The sequence below is a fragment of the Paenibacillus sp. FSL R7-0128 genome (genome assembly GCF_038002245.1).
Classification (GTDB): domain Bacteria; phylum Bacillota; class Bacilli; order Paenibacillales; family Paenibacillaceae; genus Paenibacillus_AQ; species Paenibacillus_AQ silagei.
The window spans coordinates 4570495-4586796 of record NZ_JBBOCD010000001.1; the positions used below are offsets into that span (position 1 = coordinate 4570495).

Annotated in this window: 16 protein-coding genes; 7 read left to right on the forward strand and 9 right to left on the reverse strand. The window is 52.4% G+C overall.

The window, feature by feature from the left end:
* Positions 1-59: 59 nt before the first annotated feature.
* Positions 60-1577 carry a carboxypeptidase M32 gene (locus tag NST26_RS19200; RefSeq protein ID WP_340952104.1) on the reverse strand — a complete coding sequence of 506 codons (1518 nt, stop codon included), beginning with the start codon at positions 1575-1577 and terminating at the stop codon, positions 60-62.
* Between the two features lie 231 nt (positions 1578-1808).
* Between NST26_RS19200 and NST26_RS19205 the strand changes: the two genes are divergently transcribed.
* The 3 genes from NST26_RS19205 (at position 1809) to NST26_RS19215 (ending at position 3307) form a co-directional block, all read left to right on the forward strand.
* On the forward strand, positions 1809-2372 hold the full coding sequence (locus NST26_RS19205) for a beta-class carbonic anhydrase (RefSeq protein WP_036733547.1): 564 nt from the start codon (positions 1809-1811) through the stop codon (positions 2370-2372).
* A gap of 213 nt (positions 2373-2585) precedes the next feature.
* Complete coding sequence (locus NST26_RS19210) at positions 2586-3020, forward strand: hypothetical protein (RefSeq protein WP_340952102.1); 435 nt, start codon at positions 2586-2588, stop codon at positions 3018-3020.
* Positions 3020-3307, forward strand: a complete 288-nt coding sequence (locus tag NST26_RS19215) for a YxcD family protein (protein WP_036701193.1) — start codon at positions 3020-3022, stop codon at positions 3305-3307. Before NST26_RS19210 ends, NST26_RS19215 begins: the two co-directional genes overlap by 1 nt.
* A gap of 130 nt (positions 3308-3437) precedes the next feature.
* Here the strand turns inward: NST26_RS19215 and NST26_RS19220 are convergent, their stop codons facing one another.
* The 3 genes from NST26_RS19220 to NST26_RS19230 are packed head-to-tail and all read right to left on the reverse strand — an operon-like array spanning position 3438 to position 6841.
* Positions 3438-4394, reverse strand: a complete 957-nt coding sequence (locus tag NST26_RS19220) for a pectinesterase family protein (protein ID WP_340979650.1) — start codon at positions 4392-4394, stop codon at positions 3438-3440.
* 46 nt (positions 4395-4440) lie between these two features.
* Complete coding sequence (locus NST26_RS19225; protein WP_340979651.1) at positions 4441-5943, reverse strand: extracellular solute-binding protein; 1503 nt, start codon at positions 5941-5943, stop codon at positions 4441-4443.
* A gap of 40 nt (positions 5944-5983) precedes the next feature.
* Positions 5984-6841: an ABC transporter permease gene (locus NST26_RS19230; protein WP_081751444.1), complete on the reverse strand. Its 858-nt coding sequence runs from the start codon at positions 6839-6841 to the stop codon at positions 5984-5986.
* A gap of 380 nt (positions 6842-7221) precedes the next feature.
* On the opposite strand from NST26_RS19230, the gene NST26_RS19235 reads away from it, so the two are divergent.
* Positions 7222-8106, forward strand: coding sequence for a carbohydrate ABC transporter permease (locus NST26_RS19235; protein ID WP_339249071.1), 885 nt, complete (start codon positions 7222-7224; stop codon positions 8104-8106).
* 141 nt (positions 8107-8247) lie between these two features.
* Here the strand turns inward: NST26_RS19235 and NST26_RS19240 are convergent, their stop codons facing one another.
* The 3 genes from NST26_RS19240 to NST26_RS19250 form a co-directional block, all read right to left on the reverse strand.
* Positions 8248-10503 carry an AraC family transcriptional regulator gene (locus NST26_RS19240; RefSeq protein ID WP_340979652.1) on the reverse strand — a complete coding sequence of 752 codons (2256 nt, stop codon included), beginning with the start codon at positions 10501-10503 and terminating at the stop codon, positions 8248-8250.
* Between the two features lie 200 nt (positions 10504-10703).
* The gene (locus NST26_RS19245) at positions 10704-11072 is read right to left on the reverse strand and encodes a hypothetical protein (protein WP_036733528.1); all 369 of its coding nucleotides are present in this window, start codon (positions 11070-11072) and stop codon (positions 10704-10706) included.
* Between the two features lie 178 nt (positions 11073-11250).
* Positions 11251-12090 carry a DegV family protein gene (locus NST26_RS19250; RefSeq protein WP_339310183.1) on the reverse strand — a complete coding sequence of 280 codons (840 nt, stop codon included), beginning with the start codon at positions 12088-12090 and terminating at the stop codon, positions 11251-11253.
* 151 nt (positions 12091-12241) lie between these two features.
* Here NST26_RS19250 and NST26_RS19255 point away from each other — a divergent pair, with 151 nt between their 5' ends.
* Positions 12242-12469, forward strand: a complete 228-nt coding sequence (locus NST26_RS19255) for a hypothetical protein (RefSeq protein ID WP_340979653.1) — start codon at positions 12242-12244, stop codon at positions 12467-12469.
* 184 nt (positions 12470-12653) lie between these two features.
* Here the strand turns inward: NST26_RS19255 and NST26_RS19260 are convergent, their stop codons facing one another.
* Positions 12654-13523, reverse strand: a complete 870-nt coding sequence (locus NST26_RS19260; protein ID WP_340979654.1) for a phosphotransferase family protein — start codon at positions 13521-13523, stop codon at positions 12654-12656.
* Between the two features lie 143 nt (positions 13524-13666).
* Between NST26_RS19260 and NST26_RS19265 the strand changes: the two genes are divergently transcribed.
* The gene (locus tag NST26_RS19265; RefSeq protein ID WP_340979655.1) at positions 13667-14476 is read left to right on the forward strand and encodes an alpha/beta fold hydrolase; all 810 of its coding nucleotides are present in this window, start codon (positions 13667-13669) and stop codon (positions 14474-14476) included.
* A gap of 101 nt (positions 14477-14577) precedes the next feature.
* Here the strand turns inward: NST26_RS19265 and NST26_RS19270 are convergent, their stop codons facing one another.
* Positions 14578-15267 carry a metal-dependent hydrolase gene (locus NST26_RS19270; protein WP_209869408.1) on the reverse strand — a complete coding sequence of 230 codons (690 nt, stop codon included), beginning with the start codon at positions 15265-15267 and terminating at the stop codon, positions 14578-14580.
* A gap of 195 nt (positions 15268-15462) precedes the next feature.
* Between NST26_RS19270 and NST26_RS19275 the strand changes: the two genes are divergently transcribed.
* Positions 15463-16260 (forward strand): PaaX family transcriptional regulator C-terminal domain-containing protein, encoded by a 798-nt coding sequence (locus tag NST26_RS19275; protein ID WP_340979656.1) that lies wholly within the window; start codon positions 15463-15465, stop codon positions 16258-16260.
* Positions 16261-16302: the final 42 nt, after the last annotated feature.

Below are 16302 nucleotides of genomic sequence, written 5' to 3' on the forward strand. Positions count from 1 at the left end.
GCTGCTGCAACATCCAATCGCTTAAGAAGTCATCATTTGCTGTTACAGCAATTCAAGTCTTATAGCTTGTAGAGCTCGGTATACTTCGCTTCCAGATAATCCGCCAGATAATCGGGATTCAGCGGTTCGCCTGTGACTTGCTCGATAATCTGCGAAGGGGTCAGGCTCTGGCCGTAGCGGTATACCTTGTCAGTAAGCCATTCTTTGATCGGCAGCAGGTTACCAGTGGCAATCAGCTCCTCGAATTCCGGCAGTTCCTTACGCAGGGTGTTCAGCATTTGGGCCGCATACATGTTACCCAGGGAATAGGAAGCGAAATAGCCGAAGTCTCCGCCGGACCAATGAACGTCCTGCAGTACGCCAAGTGCATCCGTAGGCGGTGTAATCCCTAAGTATTCCTGATACTTCGCGTTCCAGGTCTCCGGCAGATCCTTGACTTCAAGCCCTTCATTGAAAATCAGCTTCTCAATCTCATAGCGTACAATAATATGCAGGTTATACGTCAGTTCATCAGCTTCGATCCGGATGAAGGAATTGCCTACACTGTTGATTGCCCGGTAAAAGTCTTCCATCTCCACGTTCGCAAGCTGCTCCGGGAAATGCTGCTGCAGATCGCCGTAATAACGCTGCCAGAAGGCCCGGCTGCGGCCGATCATATTCTCCCACAGTCTGGACTGGGATTCATGGATTCCCATGGAGGCCCCCTGTGCCAGAGGTGTACCGATCAGCTCTTCACCGAAATTCTGCTCGTACAGGGCATGTCCGCCCTCATGCAGCGAGCTGAAGATGGAGCTGGTCACATTGTCCAGCAGATAGTTCGTGGTTATGCGGACATCGCCGGGGTTCAGCCCTGTAGCGAACGGATGCACACTTTCATCCAGACGTCCTGCCTCGAAATCATAGCCCATCTGTTCGAGTAAGAAGAGGCCGAATTTCTCCTGCTGCTCCTTAGGGAAGATCTGGCTCAGGAATTCGGTGTCCGGCTTGTTCGGCGAAGCATTGATCGCTTCGGCCAGCGGCACAAGACGGCTGCGCAGACGGGTGAAGATCGCATCCACCTTCTCAACGGTCAAATCCGGCTCGTACATATCCAGCAAAGTGTCATAACGCGAGCCTTGCACACCCCAATAATCAATGAACTCTTGTTTGAAGGCCACAATCTTGGTCAGATAAGGCTCGAAGGAGGCGAAATCATTATCATCCTTAGCCTCTTCCCAGATCGTCTGCGCATGGGCGGTGAGCACCGAATATTCCTCGAAGGTCTTGGAGGGAATGCTTTTGCTGCGCTGGTACTCCTTGCGGGTATCCTTCACAATCTTATTCTGATTGCTGTCCAGCTGCTCCGCTACTTCCGGGCGGCTGAAATACGCTGTGAACGCTCCGATCTCCTCCGATACCTGGAGTCTGAATGCTTCTGCACTCAGCATACCCAGCGTGGCGGAACGGATCTCTACACCTTTGCGGGGCGCGCCTGTACGCAGATCCCAGCCCAGAAGTCCAATTGCTTCATAATAGCCTTTGATTTTAGATAATAGCTCGCTGAATTTATCCCATTGTTCCCGGACCTGCTGTTCCATGTCTGAGCACCTGCCTTGTCATTTTTTTCTACTCCTCTTGATGATACTTTTTATAATCGTTATAATCAAATTCGGGCTGTATCTCTTCAAATTTGAAGTAGTTAACAGTTCACAGGCGCGGAGACAGACTCCGCTTAGATTTTGCAATATTTGATTGCAGGAAGCCCTTTATGTTCGCGGCAAGACGCAGTACAATGAATTACAGTTTAATCTTAAGGAGGCACATGGCTTATGAGTCAGGTTACAGACATTTTAGAGTTCAACAAGCATTTTGTAGAGGAAAAAGCATATGAGAGCTATCTGACCAGCCGCTTCCCGGATAAAAAAATGCTGATCATCACCTGTATGGACACACGGCTTGTTGAGCTTCTGCCCAAAGCAATGAATTTCAAGAACGGTGATGTCAAAATCATCAAAAATGCCGGAGCCATCATCTCCCAGCCGTTCGGGAGCGTCATGCGCAGCGTAATGGTTGCGCTATACGAACTGGACGCGGACGAAGTGATTGTCGTCGGCCATTATGAATGCGGCATGGCTTCCCTGAATGCTGACCATATGATTAACTCCATCAAGGAACGCGGCGTGTCCGAGGAAGTACTCAGTACCCTGGAGAATTCAGGGATTAAGCTGACCAAATGGCTGCGCGGGTTTGACAATGTCGAGGAAGGGGTAATTCAGACTGTGGAGCTGATTAAGCGCCATCCCTTACTCCCCCCAAACGTACCTATTCACGGCATGATCATCGATCCGGCTACCGGAGCGCTTGAGCTTGTCTCGGACGGATACGCGGACTAAGGCAACTCTCTGATACTGCTGTTTGCGCGGGTCCCGGACCCGCGCTTTTTTTGTGTCCGGGTATCCGGGCCAATGCCGGGTGAAAGTTATCGTGTGAAACATATAAATTCTTATATTTTAAAAATTGAAACCTTAGCCTCCGCCTTGCGTATTACCGGGCAACAGCCAGGTAAACTGGATGTTACCAATACTTCTAGGAGGTTCTCGTACTCAATGAAATCAATGAAACGTGTAATGATGATCGTCATGGCCTTCACCCTGTTCTTCGCTGTCACTGTTCCTGACTTCGCAGATGCCCGCCGCGGCGGGGGCTTTAAATCAGGAAGCCGGGGATTCACAACGACCCCGAAGAAATCGACCACCGATAATGTGAAAAAAAGCGATAGCACTAAAAGCAACACCAACGGAACTGCAGCGAATGCGAACCGCGGCTTCTTCAGCGGCGGCAGCCTGATGAAAGGCCTGATGATCGGCGGGATCGCCGGGTTCCTCTTCGGCGGAATGTTCGCCGGAATGGGCGCTTTTGGAAATATCATCGGATTCCTGATTAACATGCTGGCCATCTACTTCGTGATTACGCTGATTATGTCCTTCTTCAAGCGCAGACAGGAACGACGCCGGCTGGAAGAAAGGGACGGACGCTACTAATGGGTGTTACCGTTCTCAGTATGGACGAGATTATCAATGCGATCTGCCTGCATATGGCGGAACGCAAGGCTGTACGGGTAGAGGAAGTCCAGGTGGAACTGAGCTGGGACGAGGACACCGGCTACACCGCAGAGGTCTGGATACAGGGAAGAAGCCAGTACCTGGTGGAGTCCAACATGATTGAGTCCATTCTTCGCTACGTCCACAGCGAATACGGCATTCGTGCCTACCGTGAAGATGTACGGCTGGAGCTGGACGAAGAGATTACAGCGGTTGTGAACACGTAAGCAGCCTGCTCACAGGCTGCGGTGAACGAAGTTTCAATTACAATTGCACCAAACTAAGGGAGGACCCGTCAGCCGGGTCCTCCCTTTATTGTGCCCATAGCCGGCAGATTAGCTCCTACAGCACCTTGTCCTATCCCGGAAGCTGGAACCTGGCCAGCACATCGCCCCTGCCCGCCCGCGGAGTGCCGCTTCCGTGCAGCTCAGCCCAAGGCACACGCTGCTGCCGCAGAATCGCCGCAGTTCCTTCAGAAGTGTACTCCGCATACCTGACCGTCTGCTCACCCCCAGGCTCACCCCAATGAGCCCAGCCTTGGGGGTGGATATGCTGGCCCATCCGGCAATCCACAAAGGCAGTCTTGGCATGCTCCCGCCATGGGCGGCCCAGGAATACCGGCGCTGTTCCCGGCTCAGCACTCAGATAACATTGATTGAACACATAGCCGTAGGCCTGCCCTTCGGGAGTGGATGCTGCCGTGATGTAGCCTGCATGGCCTCCGCTATTCCGCAGGCTGTGCAGCGTACAATGCTCGAAGTAGGCCGTTGCTCCGCCAAAGATATAATCTACCGTTCCCTCAATGTGACAGTGCTGGTACAACTGGCGGTACTGCGCATGATGCTCCCGTAACGGAATCCCGCCGAACAGCAAACGCTCTCTGGGGGCCGGCGGCAGCGGACCAGTGAACAGTGTGTCCTGATGGCCCTTGAATGTACAGTTCCTGAATACTGTCTCATCACAATGGGCGTATACCGCCACTGCCTGCCCTACCTCGCTGCCTTGCCCCGCTGTATTGGAGATAGTCAGATTCTCCAGCACCAGCTTCCTGCCGCCCAGGAACAGGGTGGGAGTGGCAAAGGTCCCGATCTCTTCCCCCTGCTCATCCAGCTCCCGGGCATAGCGGTTCATCGTGATCTCCACTTGTCCGATGCCGATGATACGGAGACAGGAGCGGTAGACCCGCACCTCCTCCTTGTACACTCCCGGCATAATGTAGAGCGTTGCCTCTGTGTCCGGGTCCAGCCCTTCCAGGGCATCGACTGCCGCCTGAATGGTAGAGTAATCGCAAAAGCCCTCCTTGCCCACCAGCATCCCTTTTCCCATCCTCTCTCACACTTGGCCTTCGCTTAAGACCTGCTTACTTCTGTGTCAGTTTGTATGCAGCTTCGTATTCCTCGGTGATCTTGGTTCCGCCCGAATCCTTCCAGGTCTGTACGGCTTTCTTGAAGGCCGCCTCATCCGATTGGCCCATGATATATTTGAAGGTAGCATCTGTGATGATCTTTTGCAATTCCGTTCCCTGCTCATTATTGGTAGCCGAATCCAGCGGAACGGTGGGGTCAAGCACAGCGAACTTGTCATTCTCGCGGATCAGCTCATTGGCCAGCTGCTTCTCAGGGTTCGCGTCCTTAAGCGTATAGGCAATCTCACTAGGTCTGCTGGAGGAGAAAGGCTGCACATCCGCTTGCCACAGCTCGGTGTTCAGAATCTTGAAGGCGCCGTTCTCATCATATTCATAATGGGTGCCTTCAATCCCGCCGGTCATCAGCATGAACGCCTTCTCATCGATCAGGTCATTGACGAACTTCAGCAGCCGCTTGAGCTCTGCTTCGGTCTTCACCTCGGATTTCGGAAAAGCCATCAATCCGCCGATCCCGCTGCCCTCGGACCAGATATGATACTGCCCGTCTCCATTAGAGATCTTGTTCACCGGCACCAGCTCCATGCCCGGCTGCAGATCCTGTGCCAGGGTTCTCAGACTGGAGATGTCCACCATACCGGTATAGATCCCGGTTTTACCCTGCGCGAATTGCTGCTGCTGGTCTGTTTTGGCTGTAACTGCGAAGTCCTGCGCCAGATATCCGTTTTCATAGAGCTTTTTGGAGAAATTCATCGTGTCCATATATTCCGGTGTATCGAATTCAGGGATAAACTTGCCGCTATCATCCACCTTCCAGCCATTGGGCGTGCCAAAATAGGAGCTTAGTGTTTTGAAGCTGCTGTATTTCAGCTCTGATCTGTCCCCGAAGCCTGTCGTGTCCTTCACACCATTGCCATCCGGGTCATCCTCTGTGAAGGCTCTGGCCACTTCATACACCTCATCCAGCGTCTTCGGAACCGGCAGACCCAGCTTATCCAGCCAGTCCTTGCGGAAGATCAGGCCGGAACGCGCCAGATTCTTCTGGAAGGGAACGCCGTAGAGGACGCCTTCAATCGAAGCCGCTTCCTTCAGCTCAGGAGCAATCTTCGCCAGATTACTGAACTCTGAGAGAAAAGGGCCCACATCCCAGAACAGCCCAGATTTCAGTGAGCTTCTAACCGATGAATTGGTCATCATGGTCAGGGTGACAATGTCTGCAAGCTCCCCCGAGGCCAGCGCCGTAGTGATCCGCTCTTCCTTGGAAGCATCGGGTACCCAGTTGAAGGTGATTTTGCTGTTGGTATATTCCTCAAGCAGCGATTTGATTGTATCGGTCGGCGGCGAAGCCGTGTGCAGAATATTCAGCCAGCTTACTTCCAGCTTCGAGTTCAGATCCTCTGGTGCGGCATTCTTCTTCTCTTCCTTGTCTCCGCCGCATGCCGAGAGCATAGTGGTAGCCATTGTAGCGATTGCAATTAGAGTGACCCATCTTTTGTTCATAACACTTCTCCTTTGGTAGATGAAATAGGTGGCCTTAGCCTTAATACACGCCGTCTTCGCCCATCTTCTTGGCCAGCTTATTGGAGAGCATCACAAGAATTAACCCGACAACGCCCTTGAACAAGCCTATCGTGGTGCTGAAGCTTAATTGCCCGTTCTTGAGGCCCGCCGTATAGATATAGGTATCGAAAATCTCGGCGACACTGCGGTTCAGCGAATTCAGCAGCAGATACATATGTTCGAAGCCGAGATCCAGCGTGCTGCCGATTTTGAGAATCAGCAGGGTAATAATCACGGGACGGATCGCCGGCAGTGTAACATGCCAGGTCTTGCGCAGACGGCTGGCCCCGTCCATCTCGGAGGCTTCATAGAGCTGCGGGTCCACTACAGTAATAGCTGCCAGATAGATAATGGTCGACCACCCCAGCTCCTTCCAGATAATCTGCAGGATATAGATCGTCCGCAGCCACTCCGAAGAGGTGAGGAAGCTGATTTTGTTGCCGCCGAGACTTGCGATCAGCTCATTGATGACCCCACCATCCACCGTCAGGAACACATACGTAATAGAGACAATAATAACCCAGGACATGAAGTGCGGGATGTAGATAATTGTCTGAATCCAGTTCTTGAGATAGCGTCCCTTCAACTCGTTCAGCATCAAGGCTACAATAATCGGCAGCGGGAAGAAGATCACAATGTTCATGGCAAACAGAATCAGGGTGTTGCGCAGCAGCTGCATGAACGTAGGCTCCGTAAATAGACGGATGAAATGCTTCAGGCCGACCCACTCACTCCCGGTAATTCCCTGGAACGGCTGATAATTCTGGAATGCAATGATCAGCCCGCCCATGGGCAGATATTTGAAGATGATGAAATACAGCAGCCCGGGCAGGATCATCAGATACAGCAGCTTGTATTTGTTCAGAGCCGTAAGTGCGCGTGCGCCTTTCCCCTTTTCGATAGTCAGATTTGGTGTTGCGGTGATGCTTGTTGCTTTCACATGTCAGCCTCCTTTGCTCGTTCCTGTTACGGTCTCAGCGTAAGAAATTTCTTACATTACGTATATAATCATTATGTGATAGCGTTTACAGAACCCGCGTGGCTGCGGGGTTAAGGACGATCAGATCTCCTCTGAGGATTACCTGCCTAGGCTAATGATTATCTCCGGAGAGGGGGCTACACAAGGCAAGTCTGCGAACACCTCATGCCCGGATTATATACGTAATTTCTGCTCCTTGTTACAGTGAAGAGGTACTGAAAACCGAGGAGGATCACAGAATGAACCATAGCTCACGTAGAAAAGAATCGGTCGGCGGAAGGATCTTCACCTTCGTTAATACAGCCATACTCGTTCTGATTGCGCTTGTCTGCTTATTGCCCTTCATCAATATCATTGCCAGCTCCTTCGCTACCACCCAGGAGGTCATGGCCAAGCGGTTCATCTTATTCCCGACTACCTTCTCCCTGGATGCGTACCGCTACATTCTCTCAACGCCTACCATCTTCCGGGGACTCGGGGTATCCGTGGGTGTCACTGTTGCAGGAACCGTAGTCAGTATGCTGCTTACCGCGCTGATGGCCTACGGCTTGTCCAGGAGATACCTGCCTGCCCGCAATACCATTAACTTCATCGTCGTCTTCTCCATGCTGTTCAGCGGCGGAATGATCCCCACCTTCCTGGTCGTCAAAAGTGTCGGCCTGATCAACTCGTACGGGTCCCTCATCTTCCCGGTTGCCGTCAATGCCTTCAACATGATTATCATGCGCAACTTCTTCCAGGCGCTGCCTGACAGTCTGGAGGAGTCGGCCAAGATCGACGGAAGCAATGACTTCGGAATCTTCATGCGGATCATGCTGCCGCTGGCCCTGCCTTCCATCGCCACCATCTCCCTGTTCTATGCGGTTGCTTACTGGAATACGTACATGAACGCGATCCTCTATATGAATGATTCGGCAAAATGGCCGATCCAGGTGCTGCTGCGCCAGATCGTCATTGTCTCCAGCGGGATGCAGGCCGAGGGAACCTCGGTCGATATTGTGCCGCCGGCCCAGACGATCAAAATGGCGGTCATTGTCATCGCCACGGTGCCGATGCTGGCCGCTTATCCTTTTGTCCAGAAGCATTTCACCAAGGGCGCCCTGCTCGGAGCAGTCAAAGGCTGACGGCCCGCCGTTCAGCATCCATCCGAAACTACCGGAACTTTAGAACATATACAGAAACGGTACCGCCTTGAAGCAAGGACGGTACCGTTTGTGCATGAACCCCTGATCCAAGCTCTCTCCTGAACCAAGCCCCTATTCCTGCTAAAATATCTGCTGCTCCCCCTGCTTCAGCTTCCGGTAAGCGCCAGGCGTAACCTGCTCCTTCTTGCGGAAGGAGCGGATGAAATTCTGCGGATTATGATACTGCAGCCGCTCGGCAATCTCCCTGATCGTCATATCCGTCTCCGTCAGCCACCGTTTGGCCATCTCCAGGCGGTAGTTCATGAGATATTCGCTGAAGGCGGTGCCGTACTCTTTTTTGAAGATGCTGCTTAGATAATTCGGATTGTAATGAAGCCGCTCGCCGATCCCCTCCAGCGTAAGCTCACGGTCATATTCCGCATGCACAATGTCGGTGATCTTATCCGAGAGACAGCGGAACTGCTGGCTGGTCTTGTCCTTCATGCTGTACATCATGGGGTAAATAACCTCCTGCACCAGCATCCGCTCCATCTCTTCGGGATTGCGGATATCCAGCAGGCGGTGATACAGCTTATTGTTATCCTGAGTCAACAGGACACTAACTCCCAAATGCTGCTCCAGCTGGATCAGATTATTCACGAGCCGCACCAGCATGACCTCGAATTTCAGGGTACTCTTATTCTTGCCCATCAGCTCCGCCAGGAACGGATAGAGCGCAGCCGTAACCTGCTCCTTGTCCCCCAGCCGGATGGCATTGAACAATTGCGTCTCCAGCTCTGCCGGATAATGCAGCGACACCGGACCGGAGACGACCATGGAGATATCCTCATAGAAGATAATCGATTCCTTACCCAGATTCAGCCGCTGATGCAGTGCCTGCTTGCTCATCTCCCCGGCTTCCTTACTCTCTAACAGATTGCTGTAAAAGTTGCTGATGCCGATGCTGATCGACACCTTCAGATAATCGCGCACCGCCTTCAGGAGTGCCGTGGCATAATCCAGCACTTCTTTATTCATTGTGGCATCGTTGGACCCGGTGAAGGTCAGGATCGTTGCCTGGGTATCATCATTCAGGATAATGGGCTGTAATCGCTGCTGTGCTGGGATAAGTTCCTCCACCATCTTATTGACGGCAAGCAGCAGGACATCCTTGTCCGATGCCTCCCGGCCGCCCAGACTGTCAAGCTGAATCAGCATCGCCGCATAACGGTTCTTCTCTGACAGGTTATACCCGAACCGGAGCAGACTCTGCTCCAGCTCCTCCGCCGAGACGCGGCTGCGGAACAGATTAAGGATCAGCTGCGTCTCCAGCCGGGGCATTTCCGATTCGATCAGACTCTCAAGCGAAGCCTTCTCCGAGATAATCGTGTCAATTGAATGCCGGATATATTCCAGCTCATTCCTGGAATTCACCTGCGGAATAACGGGCAGACTGCGCTTAAGCTGCTCAATCGGCTTGGTGAAATATTGAGAGATCATATAAGCCACCACCCAGATCAGGAGAATCAACAGCAGCCCCATCGCGGAGATCCCGAACTTGGTCATCTCCAGAGAGCGGGTAATCTCCGCCTGATCCAGCACGGTCAGATAGATCCAGTTATTATACGAGGACTTAGCATAGATAAGCTTCACACTGTCGCGGCCGGAGATCTCCTGCTGGACCGTCCCCTTGTCCTCCATGGAATTGATTGTCCCGGCAAGCTGGCCGAACTGCTCCGGGGCTAACAGCACATTACCAGGATCAGATTCATACATCAGTTCACCATGCTTGTTCAAAATGTAGACGGCTGCGTCTTCCCCGCTGCTTATCGTGGCATTAAGGGTATGTAATGAAATGTCGGATAAGGCAATCGCCTGCTTCTTAGTGGAGAATACCGGCAGTGTATTCACGAACCGGATGCCTTTGTCCGTCTTCATCCAGAAGAGGCTCTGCTCCTGATTCTCAATATATTGCTCCCGGAGCTGCCGGACCTCCTCGCTGCTGAGATTGCTGAGCTTCTCATTCAGGATCTGCCAGTTCTGCACCAGACTGATCAGCGAATATTCCGTCCCTTCAGCCGCCATGGAGGCGATATAATTCAGCTGTGAGTTCACATTCCGGTAGGCGATGAAGTCTTGCTCGGTAATGGGATGGGTCACGACCTCCTGAAAAGAGCTGGTGGTGCTATAGGTATTGAACGCGTATTCTATCGTTTGAATTTTGTGCTCCAGATTGTTCTTGATCTGCTCGATATAGCTCTGCTTGCTGCTGGAGAACCGCTCGACCACTGAATCGATAGTACTGATGTAGATATAGCTTCCGAAGCCGACCACCAGTCCCACGCCAAGGATTAATATAGGAATAAAGATGCCGTAGAACATTCTTCCTTTGCTCATTGTGTTTCCCCTTTGATTTGATAGACTCCATTAAATTATAGCGCTTTCATGAATGCGGTTCCATGATTATTTTCACGTGTGCAATTGGCCCAAGGTCTCGTTGAAGCCGTTCAGCCCTCTCCTTGAGCGCAGTAGATCATACAAAACAACCCCACAACGTGGGGCTGTAGCTCGATGATGACCCAGGCTATGAGCATTGCTTAGAGTAACGCAATCGTCAGCAGCTCGAACAAGACCAGCGGCATAATCACATTGCTGTTCACCGTACCGGGATACGGGTAGCCCGGGCCCGGATATCCCGGACCTGGATAAGGCTTGTAGTACGGATTGTAATATCCGCGGCCCATATCCGTCGCTATGGTTACAGCCAGATACATATGCTTACTGTCCATACCGGCAATCGTACCCTCATGCATCTGACCGTCAAGGGTCTGCACCTGCACTTTATGATTCAGATACGGCTTACAGGACTGGTGAAGCGAATCGCGGACCCCGTTCAGATGCTGGACCACCGCCGGGTCTGCCTGATAGATCACCGGCGATTGCGTGCCGGAAGAAGTTGTCGACATAAGTGCATGACCTCCGTGTAATTGGATTTGCTTCATACTATGCACCTGCCCAGTCCGGTGTGCCTAGCCTGCTCCCCGCCGTTCATTCGATCCGCATACTCAGAGCAAACAGCCGTACACCGGAAAGTCCGGTATACGGCTGTTATCAATACTTTAAAGTACTGTGCGTTCAGAACACTTAAAAAGCCACTCCGATTCCGCCCTGCCCAGCATAGGTTCCCATCACAGGTCCCATCGTGGACAGCAGAACCTCCTTGAAGGGATGCTTCTCCAGAATACGCCGCTTGATCTCCAGCGCCAGCGTCTCACAATTGCTATGCACAATGGCGATTACCGCCTGCTCATAATCATGCTGCTTCTGATCCAGCTTGGCCAGCAGATGAGTCAGCGCCTTGGGCAGTCCGCGCGTCTTCTCGACCACTTCAACAATACCCTCGTCGCTAATCTTCAGCAGCAGCTTGATGTTCAGCACGGAAGCCACAGCGCCGGAGATCCGGCTCAGCCGTCCGCCCTTGATCACATTCTCCAGGGTATCCAGCGTGAAGTACGCAGTCGTCTCTTCGACCTTCTTCAACACTCTGTCCTTCAACTCAGCCAGACTTGCTGCGGTAAGTGACCATTTGGCCGCCATAGCGACAATCAGGGTCAAACCGCCGGAGAACAGCTTGGAATCTATAATTTCAATCGCATTCGGATGTCCTTCTTCCTCGTACATCTCCTTGGCAATCATTGCGGTCTGATAAGTACTGCTAATATTAGAGGACATGCAGATGACCAGAATGTCAGTGCCTGCTTCCACTTGCTTGAAGCTGTCCAGGAAGGTCTGCGGACTCGGGCTTGCAGTCGTCGGCAATTCCTTCGATTGATGCATTTTGTCATAGAAATCCTTTGCATTCATATCATCCGGCATCAGCTCATGGCCGAAATGGACCGGCAAATGAACAATGGAGATGTCATACTGCTTCGTGTATTCAGGGGGTAGATCCGAACCGCTATCCGTAATTATCTTGATGGGCATCAGAATGCTCTCCTTTCAATTCTATACTATTATAGACACCCCTTAAGGAAATCAATAGTACATTTTATAACTTGTCAAAATCGGACTTTTATGCTTGGTCCTACTTATGTTATGGTTGAAGCATAAGCATACAGAAATGGAGTGTACCAGGATGAGCAAGAATAGAGTATGGAACCGGGGTAAGCATAACGGTGCTGGCCTGTCCAAGAAAGCCCCGGCTGCCGTTGAATCCGAGGGTGTTGCAGAGACCGCAGCGCCAGAGGACCACAGCGCCGAGGTAATTAACGAGCGGATTGATACCGTCAAGCCGATGAACCGCAGCAACTGGGTCACCCGGCCCGCCCGCATGAAGCCGCAGAACCCGGAACGTAAGAATTAAGCAGCTTAACGACTGACATGCTTCGCATTCTATGGAAGCACAATTCCCCCACAACCTTGCTTATCATGCAGGCACAAACGGCTACGCCGTCCTTAAGAGGATGGCGTAGCCGTTTCTGCTTGCAATAGCCGGTCGGAGAACGGTGAGCTTGTTAGGGCTGGTAATATCCAAGCGGGGGATCCCGCTACAAGGATTCAGACAGACTATCCGGCATATACCGGTTCTCCCGTATTAGCGCCCGGATCGCCTTCAGCGTGTTCCGCTGAATCGGGACACCCGTTGTCCGGTGCAGCTGAAGCCAGCGCAGGGCAGCCAGTGCCTCGAACAGCTCCAGCTCTGCCGGGCTATACCTGCTGTTGGCGGCAAAGGCTGACCGGTATAGACTGGCATTCCGCTCCGCCAAATACACTCTAAAGAGCAAAATAGACCACGCGATATCATACCTCGGATCGCCAAGCTGAACATTCGTCCAGTCTATGATGGTAAATGCCCCGGAAGCCTCCAGAATATTGCCCAGATGATAATCACCATGAATCAGCTGGTGTGCGGTAAGCTTGCCCCGCTCCGCCAGCTCCTGCGCCAGCGTTCGGATCTCCGGCTGCTCTGCCCAGGGAGGGAAGAAGTAATCTGCGAAATCATAAGCCGGTACCTTCAAGCCGCTGGATGAATTGATCTCTAGCTTATGTACATCAAGCAGATTAGCTGCTATGGCTGAAAGACTGTCGGCATTTACCTTCTTGACAGGCATACCATCGAAGCTGGTTAACAGCACATGATGACCCTCAGCGTCTAGACCCCAGGCATACGGCCGTGAGACCGCGCAGCCCTGCCGGAACAGCTGCTCCAGCACTTGATACTGGATCGAGACGTCCGGCCGGGACTCGCGGTTCCATATTTTCAGTACAAGCTTCCTATCCGGCAGTGTAATGCCGCACACCTCCGCTTCCAGTCCCCCCTTCATCGGGGTAACGGCCGCCTCTTCCAGCCTTGCCAGCAGCGCTTCACTCTCTGCACCCTGCTCTTGCCAGCGGATACCGCTCATAATCTTATTCATAGTTATGATTCCCCTCTCCAAGGAACGATCTGCTGCTCATAAGCTTGCTGCGAATCCCTCAGACCATATTCTAGGTATTTTCCCTATTCCAATGAATAACATATTCCAACTATACAAATCAATAGAGAATTGAGGGATGCGAAATGGAACATTGGATTAGAGTAGAACCGAATGTGAAGGTGTATGTGAATGATCTTAACCCGCTTGGCAACAAAACGATACTCTTCATTCACGGCTGGCCAGCAAATCACCAGATGTTCGAATACCAGTACAATCAGCTGGTGCCCATGGGCTACCGCTGCATTGGAATGGATATGAGAGGCTTCGGCCGGTCTGACAAACCGCTTGGCGGTTACGACTACAACCGTCTCGCAGATGATATCCGCTGTGTGATCGGCGCCTTGGGACTGCACAATATTACACTCGGCGGACATTCTACCGGCGGAGCTGTAGCGATCCGGTATATGGCCCGGCACAAGGGATATGGTGTCTCCAAGCTGGCCTTATTCGCTTCGGCAGCCCCCAGTCTGATTCAGCGGCCGGGCTTCCCTTATGGCACGACCAGAGAGGCTATAGAGCAGATTATCCAGTCCACCTACAAGGACCGCCCTAAGATGCTGCATGATTTCGGCGATATTTTCTTCTATCAGCCGGTATCACAGGCGTTCTCGGACTGGTTCTTCCTCTTGGGACTGGAGGCGGCAAGCTGGTCCACTATCGCAGTCTCCAACGCCTGGCTGGCCGAAGAGTTGTTCGATGATCTCCCCCGGATACAGGTGCCTACCCTTATTCTGCACGGGGTTCATGATCAGGTGTGCTTCTTCCCGCTGGCCGAAGCGCAGCATCAAGGGATTAAGAATTCGGTCCTTATTCCCTTTGAGAACAGCGGCCACGGATTATTCTATGACGAGCGGGACCGGTTCAACCGGGAGCTGGCGGGGTTCGCCGGGTAGATTTTCCGCACAGCCAGAACAGGACTGCCCGAGAAGAAATAGCTTCATGGGGCAGTCCTGTGTTGATTCGCAGGCGTAGGTGCGTGTGCGAATGAGAAGCTCTACAGCTCCAGCGTCTCACCATATGCAAGTGCCGAGCCTCTGATCCCCGCCTCCTCCAGCGCCTGAACGAAGGCCCCGGCATCCTGCTTGATCGGCGGGAAGGTATTATAGTGAACCGGAAGCACCTGTCTTGCGCCCAGCCACTTCGCCGCGATAAGCGCATGCTCCGGTCCCATGGTGAAATGTCCGCCGATTGGCAGGATCGCGAGGTCGATCTCATACAGCTCCCCGAACATTTTCAAGTCACCGAACAGCCCCGTATCCCCTGCATGCAGCACCGTGTGTCCGTCCGCCTCAATAATGAAGCCCGCCGGGGTTCCGCCATAGATCCTCTGTCCATCCTCCAGCGTGATGCTTGAGGTGTGGAAGGCATGAATCATCGTCGCCTTGGCAAAACCAAGGTCCACCGTCCCTCCAATGTTCATCCCGATGGTCTTTTTCGCTCCCTGGCCCCCCAGATGGCCCGCCAGTTCCACGTTGGCTACAACCACCGCCTGATTCTGCTCGGCAATCGGCAGAGCGTCCAGGATATGATCCATATGGGCATGAGTCAGCAGAACAGCATCTGTCTTAATATCCTCTACCTTCGTCACCGCCGCAGAGTTACCGCTAATGAATGGGTCGATGATCAGCGATTTGCCGTTCACCTCAATTTGAACACAGGAATGGCCGTGGTAGGTAATTTTCATAGATATCCTCTCCTCTTCTTGATTAATTTCAATAGGTACTAAGGAATGCATCGTGCAAAAACCCAAGGTTTACGATACAATGACAGCAAGTTGCTCTAAATCCAAATCCAGCAGTGCGATTGACGAATATAACATAAATAATTACGTTCGTTGTTTTTTATGATATATCTATTCCTGCCAGCTGTCAAGAGAGGTGTGAAGAAGTTGCTGTCCGTTGAGAAAACAATGCTGTTTCTGTTATCTAAGGTGAAGCAGATGGGCGCCCAGCAGATTGTCGAGATCTATGAGCAAAGGGGGTACACCTCCACCTATATCCGCAATGCCCTGTCCCGCTTGAAAAAAGAGGGCTATATCGCATCCCCGGCACGCTCCTGGTATAACGTCACTGCCGAGGGGCTCGCCTACATTAAGGCGATTAACAGCAAGCCGGCCCGTTATCAGGAGCAGTGGGACCATACCTGGGATGTGGTGATGCTGGAGGTTCCCGAATCCGAACGCAAGAAGCGCGACCTGTTCCGCTCAGCACTCGGGCAGCTGGGTTACGGGCTTTTATATAACAGTGTGTACATCTCACCGTGGAACTATCAGGATGAAGTCGCAGCCCAGATCCAGAAGCTGGAGCTGGATGGCAAGGTGTCCATCCTGCAAGGCCAATTTCAGGAAGGTATGATTACACCGCTCAAAGCACAGGCCATCTGGCACCTGAACGACATCGAAGCCTTATACAGGAAGAAAGCAGTCTGGCTGAAGGAAGAATTCGCTCCGCGATTAGCGGATACCCTTCATGCGGGGCAACCGTTACAGCTGTTCCTGCTATATTTGCAAATGGGCGAGGAGTTAAGCGGACTGTTCATGGCTGACCCCTATCTCCCGGATGAGCTGCTGCCGGACCACTGGCCAGGCAAACAGGTCCTCTCAGACATGAGAGAATACATGGTTAAAGCCGCGCAGGCGATACCTGCGGATTCGTTCTATGCACCCTTCGTCCAATAAGGTATGGCAAAGAGCAGCCCGGACTCCGGGCTGCTCTTCGTA